The 15906-nt window shown below is 61.9% G+C and carries 14 protein-coding genes; 9 read left to right on the forward strand and 5 right to left on the reverse strand.

The window, feature by feature from the left end:
- Positions 1-62 precede the first annotated feature (62 nt).
- Genes QQL76_RS09770 through QQL76_RS09810 form a run of 9 tightly spaced genes read left to right on the forward strand, consistent with a single transcriptional unit; the run spans position 63 to position 10669 of the window.
- Positions 63-1184 carry an NAD-dependent epimerase/dehydratase family protein gene (locus tag QQL76_RS09770; protein WP_499207461.1) on the forward strand — a complete coding sequence of 374 codons (1122 nt, stop codon included), beginning with the start codon at positions 63-65 and terminating at the stop codon, positions 1182-1184.
- Positions 1181-3196, forward strand: a complete 2016-nt coding sequence (locus QQL76_RS09775) for a Rossmann-fold NAD(P)-binding domain-containing protein (RefSeq protein ID WP_499207462.1) — start codon at positions 1181-1183, stop codon at positions 3194-3196. Before QQL76_RS09770 ends, QQL76_RS09775 begins: the two co-directional genes overlap by 4 nt.
- Positions 3197-4495, forward strand: a complete 1299-nt coding sequence (locus QQL76_RS09780; RefSeq protein ID WP_499207463.1) for a TIGR04295 family B12-binding domain-containing radical SAM protein — start codon at positions 3197-3199, stop codon at positions 4493-4495.
- Positions 4480-5640 (forward strand): glycosyltransferase family 4 protein, encoded by a 1161-nt coding sequence (locus QQL76_RS09785; protein ID WP_499207464.1) that lies wholly within the window; start codon positions 4480-4482, stop codon positions 5638-5640. Before QQL76_RS09780 ends, QQL76_RS09785 begins: the two co-directional genes overlap by 16 nt.
- Entirely contained in the window at positions 5637-6734 is a 1098-nt protein-coding gene (locus tag QQL76_RS09790) for a CgeB family protein (RefSeq protein ID WP_499207465.1), read from the forward strand. The genes QQL76_RS09785 and QQL76_RS09790 overlap by 4 nt, the downstream gene beginning before the upstream one ends.
- Positions 6731-7834, forward strand: a complete 1104-nt coding sequence (locus QQL76_RS09795) for a CgeB family protein (RefSeq protein ID WP_499207466.1) — start codon at positions 6731-6733, stop codon at positions 7832-7834. Before QQL76_RS09790 ends, QQL76_RS09795 begins: the two co-directional genes overlap by 4 nt.
- The gene (locus QQL76_RS09800; protein ID WP_499207467.1) at positions 7831-8901 is read left to right on the forward strand and encodes a CgeB family protein; all 1071 of its coding nucleotides are present in this window, start codon (positions 7831-7833) and stop codon (positions 8899-8901) included. Before QQL76_RS09795 ends, QQL76_RS09800 begins: the two co-directional genes overlap by 4 nt.
- Complete coding sequence (locus tag QQL76_RS09805) at positions 8898-9689, forward strand: class I SAM-dependent methyltransferase (RefSeq protein WP_499207468.1); 792 nt, start codon at positions 8898-8900, stop codon at positions 9687-9689. Before QQL76_RS09800 ends, QQL76_RS09805 begins: the two co-directional genes overlap by 4 nt.
- Positions 9686-10669 (forward strand): UDP-glucuronic acid decarboxylase family protein, encoded by a 984-nt coding sequence (locus tag QQL76_RS09810; protein WP_499207469.1) that lies wholly within the window; start codon positions 9686-9688, stop codon positions 10667-10669. The genes QQL76_RS09805 and QQL76_RS09810 overlap by 4 nt, the downstream gene beginning before the upstream one ends.
- A 20-nt stretch (positions 10670-10689) precedes the next feature.
- Here the strand turns inward: QQL76_RS09810 and QQL76_RS09815 are convergent, their stop codons facing one another.
- The 5 genes from QQL76_RS09815 to QQL76_RS09835 all read right to left on the reverse strand — a co-directional run bounded on the left by QQL76_RS09815 (position 10690) and on the right by QQL76_RS09835 (position 15703).
- Complete coding sequence (locus tag QQL76_RS09815; protein WP_499207470.1) at positions 10690-12078, reverse strand: alpha,alpha-trehalose-phosphate synthase (UDP-forming); 1389 nt, start codon at positions 12076-12078, stop codon at positions 10690-10692.
- Positions 12075-12962: a trehalose-phosphatase gene (gene otsB, locus QQL76_RS09820; protein WP_499207471.1), complete on the reverse strand. Its 888-nt coding sequence runs from the start codon at positions 12960-12962 to the stop codon at positions 12075-12077. The genes QQL76_RS09815 and otsB overlap by 4 nt, the downstream gene beginning before the upstream one ends.
- 424 nt (positions 12963-13386) lie before the next feature.
- Complete coding sequence (locus QQL76_RS09825) at positions 13387-13686, reverse strand: hypothetical protein (RefSeq protein ID WP_499207472.1); 300 nt, start codon at positions 13684-13686, stop codon at positions 13387-13389.
- A gap of 22 nt (positions 13687-13708) precedes the next feature.
- Positions 13709-14914: an EAL domain-containing protein gene (locus QQL76_RS09830; protein WP_499207473.1), complete on the reverse strand. Its 1206-nt coding sequence runs from the start codon at positions 14912-14914 to the stop codon at positions 13709-13711.
- A gap of 75 nt (positions 14915-14989) precedes the next feature.
- The gene (locus QQL76_RS09835) at positions 14990-15703 is read right to left on the reverse strand and encodes a response regulator transcription factor (RefSeq protein WP_499207474.1); all 714 of its coding nucleotides are present in this window, start codon (positions 15701-15703) and stop codon (positions 14990-14992) included.
- Between the last annotated feature and the right edge of the window lie 203 nt (positions 15704-15906).

The raw sequence follows: 15906 nt of genomic DNA on the forward strand, positions 1-15906 counted from the left end.
AAACGGTATTTCCCCATTCTCTGTCCGCGGTGCCGTGAATCCATGCCGCGGTGAGCGCTGACATGGCCGAGCACGTTCTCGTAACCGGTGGCATGGGCTTCATCGGGCGCCGCGTCGTCGCCGAATTGCAGTCGCGCGGAGCGCGGGTGCGGGTGCTCGACAGCATGAACGAGCAGGTTCACGGCGAAGCCAGCAACCCAACGGACGTCGCTGCCGAAGCGGACATCGAATTGCAGATCGGTGACATTCGGGATGCCGATGCCGTTTCCGCAGCGCTCGAAGGTATCGATGCCGTCGTGCATCTCGCGGCTGAAGTCGGTGTCGGCCAGAGCATGTACGAAATCGAGCGATACACGGCCGTCAACGAACTCGGCACTGCCGTCCTCTTCCAGCAGATGCTGAAGCGGCCGATCCGCCGCATCGTCACCGCGTCCTCCATGAGCATCTATGGCGAGGGTCTTTATCGCGCTTCCAGCGGCGCTCTCGTCGAGGACGCGCGGCGCGTATCGGCCGTCGATGGCGGCGTGCAGTGGGATCCGGTCGATGCGAGTGGCGGGGTGCTTCAGCCGATACCCACGCCGGAGTGGAAGCGCCCGACGCTCTCATCGGTCTACGCGCTGAACAAATACGCGCAGGAGCAGATGACGCTGATCGTGCCGCCGGCCTACGGCGTCGAAAGCGTCGCTCTCAGGCTTTTCAACGTCTTCGGGCCGGGGCAGGCGCTGTCCAATCCATACACGGGCGTGCTGGCCATTTTTGCCGCGCGGCTCTTGAACGGGCGCGCGCCGATGATCTTCGAGGACGGCGAACAGCAACGCGATTTCGTGCATGTCGACGATGTTGCGCGCGCCTTTGCGGATGCGCTCGATAAGCCTGGATTGTCCGGCGAGGTGATGAATATCGGGAGCGGCAGCCCGATCTCCATCGGCGATCTCGCGCGCCGGTTTGCGGCCGTGATGGGCCGGGAAGACCTCGCGCCAGACATCACTCGGAAGGTGCGAACGGGCGACATCCGCCATTGCTTCGCGGATATTGCCAAGGCTGAAGCTCTGCTTGGCTATCGGCCGCGCCAGAACCTCGATGACGGGCTCGCAAAACTTGCAGACTGGGTTCGGACCCAGAAGGCGGATGACCGTGTGGATGCCGCCAGCAGCGAGCTCGCCGCGCGGGGGCTCGTCACATGAAGACCCCCGAACGCGACGCGCCAGGTGTCGTCGAATGGTTCCGCATCGGCGAACATGACGCGGTAGACGACGCGCTGCGCCTGATGCGCGCGATCGGCGTCAATCGCCTGCGGACCCATCTCTCCTGGGCCGACTATCACACGACGGAGGGGCGTGCATGGTACGACTGGCTGATGCCGAAGCTCTCGTCCGAGGTCGAGCTTCTGCCTTGCGTGCATTACACGCCGCCTTCGCTTTCCGAGAACGGCAAGTCAAACGGCCCGCCGAAGGACCTCCAGGCGCTTGCAGACTTCGCCGACGAGATCATCACGCGCTACGGCGCGCATTTCGAGGCGCTGGAACTCTGGAACGAGCCCAACAATCTGCTGGATTGGGACTGGCGGCTCGATAACGACTGGGTGAAATTCTGCACCATGCTGGGCATGGCGGCGCACTGGACGAAGGCGCGGGGAAAGAAGGCCGTGCTTGGCGGTCTTTGTCCGACGGACCAGAACCTGCTGCGCGTCATGGGCGAACGCGGACTGTTCGAGCATCTCGATGTCGTCGGCATCCACGGCTTTCCCGGAACGTGGGACAGCGAAGAGGCTGCATGGGACGGCTGGGAAGACCTTCTAGCGGCGACACGCGCGACGGTCGGCCCCTTCAACCCGAACCTCGAATTCTGGATCACCGAGACCGGGTATTCCACCTGGCGCCGTGATGGAGCGGCTCAGGCCAGGCGTTATCTCGAGGCCATGGGGTCAACGGCCGATCGCGTCTACTGGTATGCGCTCAGGGACCTGCCGGTCCATGTGGCGAGCCAGGAAGGCTACCATTTCGACGAACGGCATTATCATCTCGGTCTCCACGATGAGACCGGCCATCCGAAGCTGACCGCGCGGCTTCTGGCGCATGGAGGTCCGGCTTTGCTCGCCGAGGTGCTGTCCCTGGCGCGGCCGGCGCCGGCGATCGTCGGGCGCAAGCCCATCGTCGTTACCGGCGGCGCCGGCTTCATCGGCAGCAATGTGGCGGCAAGTCTGGCAGCCGACGGCCACGATGTGCTTGTTCTCGATGCGTTGATGCGCGACGGCGTCGAGAGCAATCTCGCCTGGCTTCGGCAGCGTCATCCGCAACGCATAAGCGCGATCATCGGCGATATCCGAGACGTGGATGTCTGCCGCGAAGCGATGCGGGACGCGGCCGGTGTCTTCCACTTCGCCGCGCAGGTCGCCGTCACCTCGAGCCTCGTCGAACCGGTGGAAGATTTCGGCATCAATCTCTCCGGCACGGTCAACATGCTGGAAGCAACGCGGCGCAAGCCGGTGCCATTCATTTTCGCCAGCACGAACAAGGTTTACGGTGATCTTGCAGATGTCGCGCTGACGTTGAACGACGGCGGTTACCGCCCGGTCGACGGCAAGCTGCACAAGTCGGGGGTCGGCGAGAGCCGGCCAATCGAATTTCACACGCCTTACGGCTGCTCGAAGGGCGCGGCCGACCAGTATGTGCTCGACTATGCCCGCAGCTATCAGGTGCCCACGGCGGTGCTGCGCATGAGCTGCATCTACGGCCAGCGGCAATTCGGCACCGAAGATCAGGGCTGGGTCGCGCATTTCCTCATCCGTGCGCTGAAGGGCGAGCCGATCACCATCTATGGCGATGGGCACCAGGTGCGCGACATCCTGCATGTGGATGACGCGGTGCGCGCTTACCGTACCGTCTTCGACCGTATCGGCGACGTCTCGGGCGAGGCGTTTAATCTCGGCGGCGGGCCGCGCAATGCGGTCAGCCTGCGCAGTCTGATCGCCCATATCGAAAGCGTGACGGGGCGGGCGGTCGATACGCGGTTCGAGGATTGGCGGCAGGGCGATCAACGCTACTACGTCTCCGACACAAGTCGGCTCACCGACAAGCTCGGCGTGAAGCCGAGCATCGACTGGCGTCGGGGCGTCGAGGCGCTGCGCAACTGGCTGGAAGATGCCGTCGTGCCAGCGCATTCCCATCCTGCCAATCCCATTTCAGAGGTGCTCTAGATGCGCATTGCGCTGGTCAATCCCGCCTGGGATTACACGAACTCCATCTATTTCGGCTGCCGCGAAGCGCATCTGCCGCTGGAACTCGGTTACGCCCGGGCTTTTCTGCTCGCTACCGGCCATGAGGCAGTGATTTTCGACGGCCAGCTGGAAGAGCGTGACAACCAGGCTCTCGGCGATGCGGTGGCGGCGTTCGCGCCGGATGTCACTGTCGTTGCCACCGCGCCGACCTATCTCTTCTGGCGCTGTGCGCCACCCGAGCTGCGGGTGCCGGCCGAGTTTCTGGCGCATCTCGATGGGCGCGGCGGGATGACCGTCGCGGTCGGGCCGCATGGCTCGGTAACACCTCGGCCGACCTTGCAAAAGCTCGGATGCGATTTGGTCGTCATGGGCGAATGCGAGGAAACGATCGCAGAACTCGTGGCCGCGAACCTCGATCGTGCGGCGGTATCCGGAACGGCCTGGCTCGATACCGCGGGCGAACTGGTCGCACGCGGCGGGCCCCGCGCCAGCACCTTCGTCGATCATCCTCCGCTCTCCTGGCCGGCTGAATGGGTGAAGCGGCATCACCACCATCATCACCGGTTCGATGGCGTGGCCGATGGTCCGGGCGCCGAAGTGGAGGCCTCGCGCGGCTGCCCATACAACTGCTCCTTCTGCGCAAAGATCGATTTCCGCGACAAGTACCGCCGGCGCGCGCTCGCACCGCTGCTTCAAGAGATCGACGGTCTCATCGCGCAAGGGGTCACCTACCTCTATTTCATCGACGAAATTTTCCTCCCGCAGGAGCCGCTCCTGCGTGCGCTGGCGGAGCGGGATGTGCGCTTCGGCATCCAGACCCGGATCGATCTCTGGAAGCCGGACATGCTGGAGCTTCTGGGAGCAGCGGGCTGCGTCTCCATCGAAGCGGGCGTCGAGAGCCTGACCGTGGAAGGCCGCGCGGCGCTCGACAAGAAGTGCCGCATGACGACGGAGGAATTGACGGATCGGCTCAGCCACGCACGGCGCTTCGTCCCATTCGTGCAGGCGAACCTGATCGAAACGGTGAGCGATGACGCGATCACCGTCGAGCGCTGGCGTGAGGCGATGCGCGCGGCCGATGTATGGGCCAATGATCCCGTGCCGCTTTACCCATATCCGAGTTCGCCCGACTATCGAAAGCTGTGGGGCGCACCCGACGATCTCGCCTGGGAGCGGGCCCATGCCCATTATCTCGAAGCTTTCCGGCAGTTCAGCGATATTCAGGAGCAGATGCCGCTCCCGCTCGCGCAGCTGGAGGCTTCATGCTCGCACCGGTGAACCACCCTTCGAGCAAAGTACGAAAGATTGCGCTGACGACCGATGCCGTCGGCGGCGTCTGGACCTACACGCTCGATCTGGCGAAGGCACTGGCCGCGTCCGGCATCGAGGTCGAGCTCATCGTTCTCGGCCCTGCGCCGGCGCTGCATCAGCAGCATGACGTCGCTGCCGTCCCGGGCATCCGGCTCAGCATGTTCGATCTGCCGCTCGATTGGACCGTCGCGAATCCATCCGAACTCAAAGATGCCAGCGCCGCACTCTTTGCACTCATGAGGACTCTCGGCGTCGACCTCATCCACTTGAACAGTCCGGGGTTGGCAATAGCTGCGACGGACGACGTGCCTCTGGTGCTCGGGCTCCATTCCTGCGTCACGTCCTGGTGGCAGGCGGTCCGGCCTGGCGAACCGATGCCGGCCGATCTCTCGTGGCGGCATGGCTTTGTCAGCCGAGCCTTGAGCAGCGCCGATGCGGTGATCGTCCCCAGCCGGTCGTTCGGCGACACGGCCCGCCGGATCTATGGCGAGAGCATCCGCATCCTCCCGATCCACAATGGCCGTCGGTCTACTGGTATCCGACACTCGGCTGAGGATAAGAACACCTCGCTTGTGCTTACGGCGGGGCGCCTCTGGGACGAGGCCAAAGGGGCGGCAACGCTGGACGCGGCTGCAGGCTTGATGTCGCGCCCGATCCATGCGGCGGGACAGCTCGCCGATCCCATGACGGGAGCGACGAGCGCGCAATTCGACAACCTCAAGACGCTCGGGACACTTCCGGCGCAGGAGATGCGCTCATGGCTCGAACGCGCGGGTATCTTCGTGTCCGCTGCCCGCTACGAACCCTTCGGGCTTGGCGTGCTGGAAGCAGCACAGGCAGGCTCGGCGCTCGTTCTTTCGGACATCGATACCTTTCGCGAACTCTGGAACGACGCCGCGATCTTCGCGGCCCCGGGCGATCCTGCCGCCTTTGCCGATGCGATTGAGACTCTGATCGCCCAACCGCAACGGCAGACCGAACTCGGCGCGCGCGCCCGAAGACGGGCAGAGGCCTACACGATCGATCGCATGGTCGCGGAGACGTCGGCGCTCTACGCCGAACTCGTCGCCCACCATGTGCCCCGATCCATCCTCAGCGGAGCGACTGCATGAAGATCGTATATTTCACCCATTCGCTGCGTTCGTGCTGGAACCACGGCAACGCGCATTTTGTCCGCGGCGTGGTACGGGCGCTCGTCGCGCTCGGCCATGATGTCGATGTGGTCGAGCCTGAAGATGGGTGGAGCCTGACACAACTGAAGAATGATCGGGGGGAAGAGGCGCTCGGGAAGTTCTTTCGCGCCTTTCCCGATCTGAACAGCCAGTTCTATCGGCCGGCCGAGATCGAAGCCATCGTGGACGGCGCCGATGTCGTGATCGCGCATGAGTGGACCGAGCGCGACGTGCTCGCAAGCCTCGGCTCCCTACGACGTCGCGGCTCGACCTTCCGGCTTCTTTTCCACGACACCCATCACCGGGCCGTCAGCGACCCCACATCGATCGAGCGGGAACTGCTGCAGGATTTCGACGCTGTTCTTGCGTTCGGTGAAAGCCTGTCGGACGTCTATCGCGGCTGGGGATTTACGGCGTTCACCTGGCACGAGGCCGCCGATACATCACATTTCTACCCCCGCCACAGTTTGCATCGCGAGGGCGTCGTCTGGATCGGGAACTGGGGCGACGGGGAGCGGACGGAAGAACTCGAGACCTACCTCTTTCGTCCGGTGCAGGAAGAAAACCTGCCGCTGACCATTCGCGGTGTCCGTTATCCCGAAAACGCTCGCGCGCGGCTTCGCGAAATCGGCGCGCATTACGGCGGGTGGATCGCCAATGTCGACGCTCCCGACCTCTTCGCCCACCATCTCATGACCGTGCATGTGCCACGACGCTTTTATGTCGAGAACCTGCCGGGCATACCGACGATCCGGATGTTCGAGGCGCTTGCCTGCGGCATTCCGCTCGTCTCGGCAGCCTGGCCAGATGAAGAGAGGCTTTTCCGGAAGGGAGATTACCTCATCGCCCATTCCGGGGATGAGATGCGTCGTCATCTGCGCGCGCTGAAACAAGATGCAGGACTGCGTAACGAACTTGCGGAGCGTGGCCGTGCGACCATCCTCGCGCGCCACAGCTGCGCTCACCGCGCCGCGGAACTGATCGCGATCGTCGAAGACCTCGACGCCCCTCACACGGAAAGGGGTGCCGCATGACCAGCATCGCGTTCTACGGCTCGAGCCTTCTGTCGTCCTACTGGAACGGGGCCGCCACCTATTACCGCGGAATTCTCAAGGCGCTGGCTACGCTCGGCTACGAAATCACGTTTTACGAGCCCGATGCGTTCGACCGGCAACAGAACCGTGACATGGATGAGCCGGACTGGGCGCGCGTCGTCGTCTATGCCGCCACCCCTTCAGGCCTCGCGGAGGCTCTTGAGGGAGCCCGCAATGCCGACATTGTCGTCAAGGCAAGCGGCGTCGGCGTGTTCGACGATGAACTTGTGGCAGCGCTTCTGACCCATGCGCGGAGCGACGCGCTCAAGATCTTCTGGGATGTCGATGCGCCGGCGACGCTTGCGGCGCTGCGTGACGATCCGAATGCGGTTCTCCACCGCATCCTGCCGAAGCTCGATGTCGTGCTGACCTATGGGGGCGGCGATCCGGTCGTCACCGCCTATGAGGCACTCGGTGCGAAACGGTGTCTTCCGGTCTATAACGGGCTTGATCCCGACACCCATTTTCCAGTGCCGCCCAACCCGCGCTTTGATGCCGATCTTGCCTTTCTCGGCAACCGGCTTCCCGACCGCGAGGCACGCGTCGGCACGTATTTCTTCGACGCGGCGCGGCGCCTGCCGGAGCGACGCTTCATCATCGGCGGTTCAGGATGGGAGCCGCATCAGCTTCCGGAGAATGTTTCCCACATCGGCCATGTCGGCACGAAGGACCACAATGCCTTCAATCGCTCGCCGCTCGCCGTGCTGAACATCTCGCGCGACGCCATGGCCTCGGTCGGATTCTCACCGGCAACCCGCGTTTTCGAAGCGGCGGGGGCAGGGGCGTGCCTCATCACCGATGCATGGGAAGGGCTGGAACTCTTTTTGGAGCCGGATGTCGAGGTTCTGGTCGTCAACGGGACCGAAGACGTCGTTCGAACCTTGCAGAACCTGACACCGGAGCGCGCCAACGCGATCGGCGAAGCCGCGCGGCGCCGGGTTCTTGCAGACCACACTTATGCCAGCCGGGCGCTTCTCCTCGATGGGGAACTGCGCGCGCTTCTCGCAGACGCTTCGGGCAACGACAGGATGATCGCATGAAACTCGTCTTCTTCGGCCTCAGTCTCTCTTCATCCTGGGGTAACGGCCACGCCACGACGTACAGAGGTCTTCTAAAGGCGCTCCACGACCGCGGCCACGAGATCCTGTTCTACGAGGCCGACGTGCCGTGGTATGCCGATCATCGCGATCTGCCGGATCCTGACTATTGCACGCTGAGACTCTATGGCAGCCTCGACGAGATCGTTGAAGCCGACCTCAGCGATGCAGACGCCGTTATCATCGGATCCTTCGTGCAGCAATCGGATGCGCTCGTCGACCTCGTCGAACGATCCGGCGCGCCACGGCTTGCCTATTACGATATCGACACGCCGGTCACGGTCGCCAAACTCGATGCTGGCGGAGCGGATTATCTCGATCCCGCGATCATCCCGCGCTTCGATATCTATTTTTCCTTCACCGGCGGTCCCATCCTGAAAAGGCTGCAAGAGCGGTACGGCGCGCGTGACGTATGCCTGCTTGGTTGCAGCGCCGATCCAACCGTCTATCACCCGATCGACGCATCACGACCTCACGCGCTCGGTTATCTCGGAACCTATGATCCCAGCCGGCAACCGACACTGGATCGGCTCCTCATCGAGCCGGCGCGACGGATGCCGAACGAACGCTTCATCGTCGCCGGACCGCAATATCCGACGGACATCGACTGGCCGTCCAACATCGACCGCATCGATCACCTGCCGCCGTCACGCCATGCCGAGTTCTACAATTCGCTCCGCTTCGCGCTGAATGTGACACGCGCCGACATGGTCGCCGCCGGCTATAGCCCGAGCGTGCGCCTGTTCGAGGCAGCCGCCTGCGGTCGCCCGGTCATCACCGATGCTTGGCCGGGGCTCGAGGCGTTCTTCTCTCCCGACCGTGAGGTGCTCGTGGCGCGCACGGCAGAGGATGTCGTGGCAATGCTCGCCATGGACGTCGCGCAAGCGGAGGCGATCGGCGAAGCCGGCCTCCGGCGTGTGCTCAAGGACCATACGGGTGACGCGCGCGCTCAAACGCTGGAAGACGCCTTGTTCGCTTCGTCCGGCAATGCCAGGGAGGCGATCGGATGAGCCAGTCCGCGCTCACCACTGAGATCGATCGGCTCGGTCCGTGGTTTCACAACATTCATCTTCCAAGTGGCCATCAGACGGCGCCGGATCATTTCTTCGGCGATTTTCCAATGACCAAATGGCGCCAGATCGCGCCGTTTCTTCCCAAGGATTTGTCAGGCAAGACGGTTCTCGATATCGGCTGCAATGCCGGCTTCTACAGTTTCGAACTGGCGGCCCGCGGTGCTGACGTGCTCGGCATCGACATGGACGATCGCTATCTCGAGCAGGCGCGATGGGTGGCGCAACGCAAGCAGCTTTCCGATTGCACCAGGTTCAAAAAAGCCTCCGTCTACGAGGTTGGGAATCTCGACGCGGGGCAGTTCGACATCGTGCTTTTCATGGGCGTCTTCTACCATCTGCGCCATCCGCTGCTGGCGCTCGATCTCATCCAGAGTCTTGAGCCCGAGCTTCTGGTTTTCCAGACGCTGACGCATGGCGACGAGGTCGTGTCTCCATTCAGCTGGACGGAAACGAATTTCCAAACCCGCGATCGGCTCGGCGAGCGTGGGTGGCCGTCCATGGCCTTTATCGAAACGACTTTCGCCGGAGACCCGACCAATTGGTGGGTGCCGAACCACGCCGGTGTCGAAGCGATGCTCAGAAGCGCCGGTTTCACCGTGACGGCGCGGCCCGGCCACGAAATCTACGTTTGCAACGCGGCTGAGGCGGCATCGAGGCCATATCTCGATGAAGCGCACCAGGATGCCCGTTCCATCATGTCCAATGCTCAAGGATCTCAGCGATGATCGGCAAAACCGTTCTCGTCACCGGCGGTGCCGGCTTTATCGGTACCAATCTCACGGCTAGGCTTCTTCAGGAAGGCGCCTCGGTCATCATCGTCGATAATCTGCAGACAGGGGAGATGGCCAATCTGGCGCGCTTCGACAAGAAACTGCCGCTCAAATTCTTGCGCGCAGATATCAGCGATCCACTGCCGGCCCTCGGGCACGTCGATGAAATCTACAACCTTGCCTGTGCCGCTTCACCACCACATTATCAGGCCGATCCGGTCCACACGATGATGACCAGCGTCACCGGCACGCTCCAGCTGCTCAGGCTCGCCGAGGCGACGGGTGCGCGGCTCGTGATGGCCTCGACCAGCGAGGTCTATGGCGACCCCAAGGAGCATCCGCAACGCGAAAGCTATCTTGGCAATGTCAGCACCACCGGGCCGCGCGCCTGCTACGACGAAGGCAAACGCGCAGCGGAAACGCTCTGCAGCGACTTCCAGCGACGAGGGGTCGATGTCCGGATCGCCCGTATCTTCAATACATACGGGCCGTTCATGAGGAGCGACGACGGCCGCGTCGTGTCGAATGTCATCTGTCAGGCACTGACCGATCAGGACATCACCATCTATGGCGAAGGACACCAGACGCGGTCGTTCTGCTTCGTCGACGATCTGGTCGACGGCTTGATGCGGTTGATGCACGTTAAAACTGCGCCGGACGGGCCCGTCAATCTGGGCAATCCCGAAGAGTTCACGATCCGGGAGATGGTAGACGTCGTGCTGGAGCGGATCGAGACACGCTCGGCGATCGTTCATCGGCCGCTGCCGCAAGACGATCCGCAGCGCCGTTGCCCCGATATCGGGCGCGCGCGCGAACTACTTGGCTGGGAGCCCCGCATTCCCTTCCGGGTCGGTCTCTTGCAGACGATCGGCTGGTTTTCAGCTGCGCTCGAAGATCGGGCGGAAGCGACGGCTCAACGCGCGGCCGTCGCCTGAAAGGTCAACGCTCCTGGAGATTAGATGGCTGCCAGGCGAGGGCCCTTGAGAGCGGGAGACGATGCGGGATGCTCGCAGCCTGCCAGCCGCTCCAAGAACGTCTCGAGCCACCACTGCGCATCATGCTCGGTGATCCGCTTCAGCAACGCAGCGTGCCGCGCCTGGCGCTCGTCGAGTGGTATGGCCAACGCGTGATGGATCGCTTTTGCGACGCCATCGGTGTCGTACGGATTGACGAGAAGCGCTTCGCGCATCTGTTCGGCAGCCCCTGCGAAGTGAGACAGCACGAGCACGCCCGGATTTTCCGGATCCTGTGCCGCTACATATTCTTTTGCGACGAGGTTCATGCCGTCCCGCAGAGGTGTCACCAGACCGACATTGCTGGTGCGGAACAAGGACGCCAGCTTTTCGCGCGCGACGTTGCGGTGAATGTACTTGACCGGCGTCCAGTTGAAATCGGCATGCCGACCATTGATGGCCCCTGCGAGACCTTCCAGCTCGCGTCGAATGTCTGAATAGGCCGACACGTCCTCACGCGTCGGTGGCGCGATTTGCAGATAGGAGACTGCGCGCTGGTGCTCCGGATACAGCTCCAGCAGCCGGTTGAACGCGCGCATGCGCTCAGGCAGGCCCTTGGAGTAGTCGAGACGGTCGACCCCGATGATCTGAGCGCGTCCGAGGATGCCGCGTCGGATGCGGTCCAGCAGCACGTCGTCGCTTGCATGATGTGCAAGCTTGGCGAAGTCATCCACGTCGATCCCGATGGGAAACGCATCTGCCTCGGCCTCTGCCCGATCCGGGTGTTCGATGTGCTCCAGGCAATTGCGGAAGTTCTCGAGATCGGTCTCCGTTTGAAACCCTACAAGGTCATGGCTGAGGAGAGCATCGAGCAGATCTTGATGATGCGGCGATGCCGACAAGACGTCATGCGGCGGGAACGGGATGTGGAGGAAGAAGCCGATGCGTTGGCGGCAACCCAGCCGTCGCAGCTCCAGTGCCATCGTCAGCAACTGATAATCGTGGATCCAGATGACGTCGTCCGGTTGGAGCTGCTGCGCCAGCATGCGCGCGAAATAGGCGTTGACGCGCCGATAGCCGGCATAGGCCTCGTCCTGATTACGCACGAGGTCGAGACGATAGTGGAAGAGCGGCCAGAGAACCGAATTGGCATAGCCGACATAAAAGCAGTCGTAATCCTCACGCGTGAGCGGCGCTGAGACCATTTTGACGTTGCCGATCTCCGTGACCGATGGCTCGTCCGGAATCTCGGCCTCGATCTTCCCGTTCCAGCCGAACCAGAGACCTCCACGGCTGCGGATAGCATCGGCGAGACCGACGGCCAGCCCACCGGTCTGGGTCTTCTTGCGCAGGTCTGCGACCCGGTTGGAAACGATGACGAGCCGGCTCATATCTTGCCCCCACTTGCAGCCTTGGATGCTTCAGAAAGCTGGCCCATCCAATCGATCAAAGCCGCCACATCGTCGACACGTTGCGTCGCGGTGGTGGGGCCTGTTCCGACTTTGATGGTGATGCCGCCTTGTTTTCCGACCCATCGAAAGCCGGCCTCGTCGGTCACATCGTCGCCGGCGAAAACCAATAGTCGCCCTTTGAACGCCGGGAGAGTGGCGAGCTTGGCGATGGCCGATCCCTTGTCTCCCCTCCCTGCCATGATCTCCACGACCATTTTCCCGCGAATGACTTCCAACTGGGGATGTCCCTTGACGATGCTCTCCACCAGAGCAAGGCAAGCATCCTTGTGCTCGGGCGCCTGGCGATAGTGAAGCGCGACCGAGGCCGGCTTAACCTCGACACGCAACCGTTTGTCATGCCGGGCAAAGGCCCGCATCGCATCCACGGCGTGGGCCAGCCCCTTGAGGTCGACCCCCTCCTGTTGAAGCGGGCTGCCTGGCAGCTTCAGTTCCACGCCATGTGAGCCGGCGAGGGGAATATCGAGCGGCGCAAGCAGAAAGAGAAGCGTTTCTATGGGGCGACCCGACACCACAGCCAGCGCGCCATTCGTCGCCGCGTAGATATCCGCCAGCAACTTCAACGTTGCGGGATGGATCGCCACATCTTCGGGCTGCTCCATGATCGGCGTCAGTGTGCCGTCCAGATCGAAAAAGAAGGCCGCATTGGCAAGCGAAATGTCCGACAGCGTGGTGTCGGTGCGGAAAGAAAGAGGGTCTGGGTTGAGGTCTCTTTGCATGATGAGCTCGCAGGCGGCTGATGGGTGTCCAAGTCGCCAGCAAGCAGCTTGTTCCGATATCTGCGCAAATTCCTGGATTGTCGGCATTTTTCGGCCTCGACAGGTGGGCCGCGGGAGCTAGGCGAAGCTCACTCCCGTAGGAGCGCCCGCGGCCCGTGCCTTCCAGAGGGGCAGATTCCGAAAGGCTTCTTCCAATCAAAGCAACTGGCCGAAGTTCCCCGTGGTCAGAACCATCTCGATCATCAATTCAGGGAAGGTGGCCACTGCGATGGCCGAAGGCTCTCGGCGAACGGACCCGTTTGCAGGCCTGCGGCACCTACCGCTTCACGCAATCGGAAGCGGATCGTTCGCTGCAGTGGCGCCGCCGAACGTATTCTCATCGACGATCAACCGGATAAGCGCTCTAGATTTCCGAAGACGCAAGCTCGTTGGACGCGAAAAGACGTGCAATTGACGCCCAGAACGGCAGACTGGGAGCAGAAGAAACTGTCGTACCCATCGCTGTCGATATTTAGGCGATCAGCTTTTCCTCGACCGTCCGTTCCACCATGGTGGCTATGGCTTCGAGTGCGTCGGTGATCCCGACGGTTTGGAAGCCGGCAGACTTGTCTGCGACCGCGACGCCGATGCCGCTCAGTTCTGCGCTGATCATGTCCGCAGCGGCGCGGGGGTCCGCATCGGTCAGGCATGTGCGAACCAAAGCAAGGGCGCAGGCAATGCGGGTGCCGACGAGTTGCTGGTTGAGAAGGCGGTTCTGTTCCACCAGAGAGTCGAGAATCTCGGTAAGTTTCGGCATCAGTTCGGTGTTCATTGTGTCCTCTCCAACCTGGCGCTTATTGAAATAGGTGTGTGAGATCGGCGCCTGCCGCTGCGGGCGCGGGTTTGCCGAGAAAATATCCCTGCGCGTAGTCGCAGCCGAGTTCCTTGAGCGTGTCGAACTGGCTCGGCGTCTCGATGCCTTCGGCGACCACCGTCTTCCCTAAGGCTCGAGCCAGACTGATGATCGCTTGGAGAAGCGCCCGCGCATCCTCCTTTTCGTCGATGCCAGTGGTGAACTTGCTGTCGATTTTGAGGACGTCATACTGAAACTGTCGCAGGTGGCTCAGGCTTGCGAAGCCGGTTCCAAAATCGTCGAACGCTATCGACAGTCCTGCGTCCTTCAACTTCTGGAAGGCATTCTGCACCCTGGCGCAACCATCGTCGAGCAGAACGCCTTCGGTCATCTCGATCTGGATGTAGGACGGGTCGAGATCGCTCTCGGAAATCGTGTCGATGATCCGCTGGGCGAAGCATTCCGATGTATCGGCCACTTCAGCCGGTGATACGTTGATGGCGATGTGACCGAAATCATGGCCCGCCTGCAGCCAGGCCTGCGCCTGGGCAATGGCCTGATCCAGAGCGAACCGTCCGAGCATCTTGAGAAAATTGCTGTCGTTCATCGCTTCGGCGAAGCGACCCGGTGTCAGAATCTGCTCGCCCCTCTTCCAGCGCGCCAGCGCCTCGTAGCCGCTCAGCCCGCCGGATCGGACGTCGATCTTGGGCTGAAACCACAGGCAGAATTCGCCCTGCAACAAGGCTCGGGTCGCTTCGGAAACAGCACTTTGCTCGCTCGAAAGCTCTTGGGGCGAGGGGAGGTCTTCTACCCTGCGGGCAAAACCCGCGGCTTTCCGCTCCTGCGCGTCATACCCCCACAGCCAGAGCTGCCATACCGCCTTCACGCCATTGGCTTGCGTCAGCGCCGTGCAGATATAGGTCGCCTTAGAGCTGGGGCGCGTGATGCTGCGGGTCCGGAACAATTCCCAACTGATGGAATTCGGAGCCTTCCAGACGTCCCGGCGCGCACCGCAAGGGGCGCCATTTCGTACAGGGGTCACAACGACCCCGTCCGGCTCGAAATCCAGTTCGACCAGTGTCAGGCCGGCGACCTTCAGCAACGCCTTGTGCAGTGGAGACTCGGTGAGAGCGGATTGTCTTGACAGTCCCTGCTTCTTGGCCGCTCTTCGAGACGCCGAAGCAACGGAGCGGCGGGCGGGGCCCATCAGAGAAATCAGCTCGCGTGTTTGACAATCAATTTCAACCACAACCTGCGCCCCCTCTGCATTACATTTTATCTCTCACCTCGTGAGGCGGTACCCGATGCCTCTCACGGTCAGTAGTTTTGAAGCTGCGTCCGATGACAAGAAGGACAGCTTTTTGCGTATCCGATTGATGTAGACATCGATCGTCTTGTCGGTGGACATGTATTCGCGAGAAAATGCCTCGCGCGAAATGAACATCTTGCTGCAGTCTTCGCCGCGCTTCTGTTCGAGACATTCGATGATGCGGGCTTCCGCTGCGGTCAGTTCCTGGGTCTGTGCATCCAACACCATCGTTCGCGCGGAAAGATCGCATTGGATCGCGCCGATCTGAACATGTCGGCTCGCCGGTTTCGCACCTTTCGCAACCTCGCGCATGGCGATCACCCGTGCGGCCCGCGCGCGCAGTTCCTTCGTGCTGAACGGCTTCATCACATAGTCGTCCGCCCCGCCTGTGATCGCTTCGGCGCGTGTGTCCGCGTTCCCTCCGCCGGAGATGAGGATGACCGGCAGGGAGGATTTGGCGCGAATTTCATCCAGCAGCTCAAGCCCGCTCCCATCAGGTAAATTGACGTCCATTAGCACGCAATGAAAGAACTCGAGCTGTCCTGTGAGCGCCATTCTCAGCGTCTGCTTCGCCGATCCAATAACCTTGAGATGATCGCGCGAGTCGGGCCAGGTGTGTATTAGCATATTAGCGATATTGGCATCATCTTCGACGACAAGTATATTTAGGCCCATCGGGATATTCACCAGCAGTCTGTGCGAGTCTCGATTTATTCGAGCGCACTCTGTTCGCTAATCAAACTATCTCTGGAGATTTAACACCAAAATATAATTGGGTAAAAAAGATTAAATGGCATGTCGGCTATGCTAAAACTTTAGTGGAACAAGTGATGGCCCACTTGTGCGTGAGCCTTGGAAGGTTCTAAGCCGACAGCGTTATCAGGCGACGG

This window comes from Rhizobium albus (assembly GCA_030160035.1).
Classification (GTDB): domain Bacteria; phylum Pseudomonadota; class Alphaproteobacteria; order Rhizobiales; family Rhizobiaceae; genus Georhizobium; species Georhizobium albus.

Coding starts and splice junctions, on each gene's coding strand:
- QQL76_RS09810 (WP_499207469.1), top strand. CDS start 9,686: ATGATCGGCAAAACCGTTCTCGTCACCGGCGGTGCCGGCTTTATCGGT.
- QQL76_RS09800 (WP_499207467.1), top strand. CDS start 7,831: ATGAAACTCGTCTTCTTCGGCCTCAGTCTCTCTTCATCCTGGGGTAAC.
- QQL76_RS09825 (WP_499207472.1), bottom strand. CDS start 13,686: ATGAACACCGAACTGATGCCGAAACTTACCGAGATTCTCGACTCTCTG.
- QQL76_RS09770 (WP_499207461.1), top strand. CDS start 63: ATGGCCGAGCACGTTCTCGTAACCGGTGGCATGGGCTTCATCGGGCGC.
- QQL76_RS09815 (WP_499207470.1), bottom strand. CDS start 12,078: ATGAGCCGGCTCGTCATCGTTTCCAACCGGGTCGCAGACCTGCGCAAG.
- QQL76_RS09775 (WP_499207462.1), top strand. CDS start 1,181: ATGAAGACCCCCGAACGCGACGCGCCAGGTGTCGTCGAATGGTTCCGC.
- QQL76_RS09805 (WP_499207468.1), top strand. CDS start 8,898: ATGAGCCAGTCCGCGCTCACCACTGAGATCGATCGGCTCGGTCCGTGG.
- QQL76_RS09795 (WP_499207466.1), top strand. CDS start 6,731: ATGACCAGCATCGCGTTCTACGGCTCGAGCCTTCTGTCGTCCTACTGG.
- QQL76_RS09830 (WP_499207473.1), bottom strand. CDS start 14,914: ATGGGCCCCGCCCGCCGCTCCGTTGCTTCGGCGTCTCGAAGAGCGGCC.
- otsB (WP_499207471.1), bottom strand. CDS start 12,962: ATGCCGACAATCCAGGAATTTGCGCAGATATCGGAACAAGCTGCTTGC.
- QQL76_RS09790 (WP_499207465.1), top strand. CDS start 5,637: ATGAAGATCGTATATTTCACCCATTCGCTGCGTTCGTGCTGGAACCAC.
- QQL76_RS09785 (WP_499207464.1), top strand. CDS start 4,480: ATGCTCGCACCGGTGAACCACCCTTCGAGCAAAGTACGAAAGATTGCG.
- QQL76_RS09780 (WP_499207463.1), top strand. CDS start 3,197: ATGCGCATTGCGCTGGTCAATCCCGCCTGGGATTACACGAACTCCATC.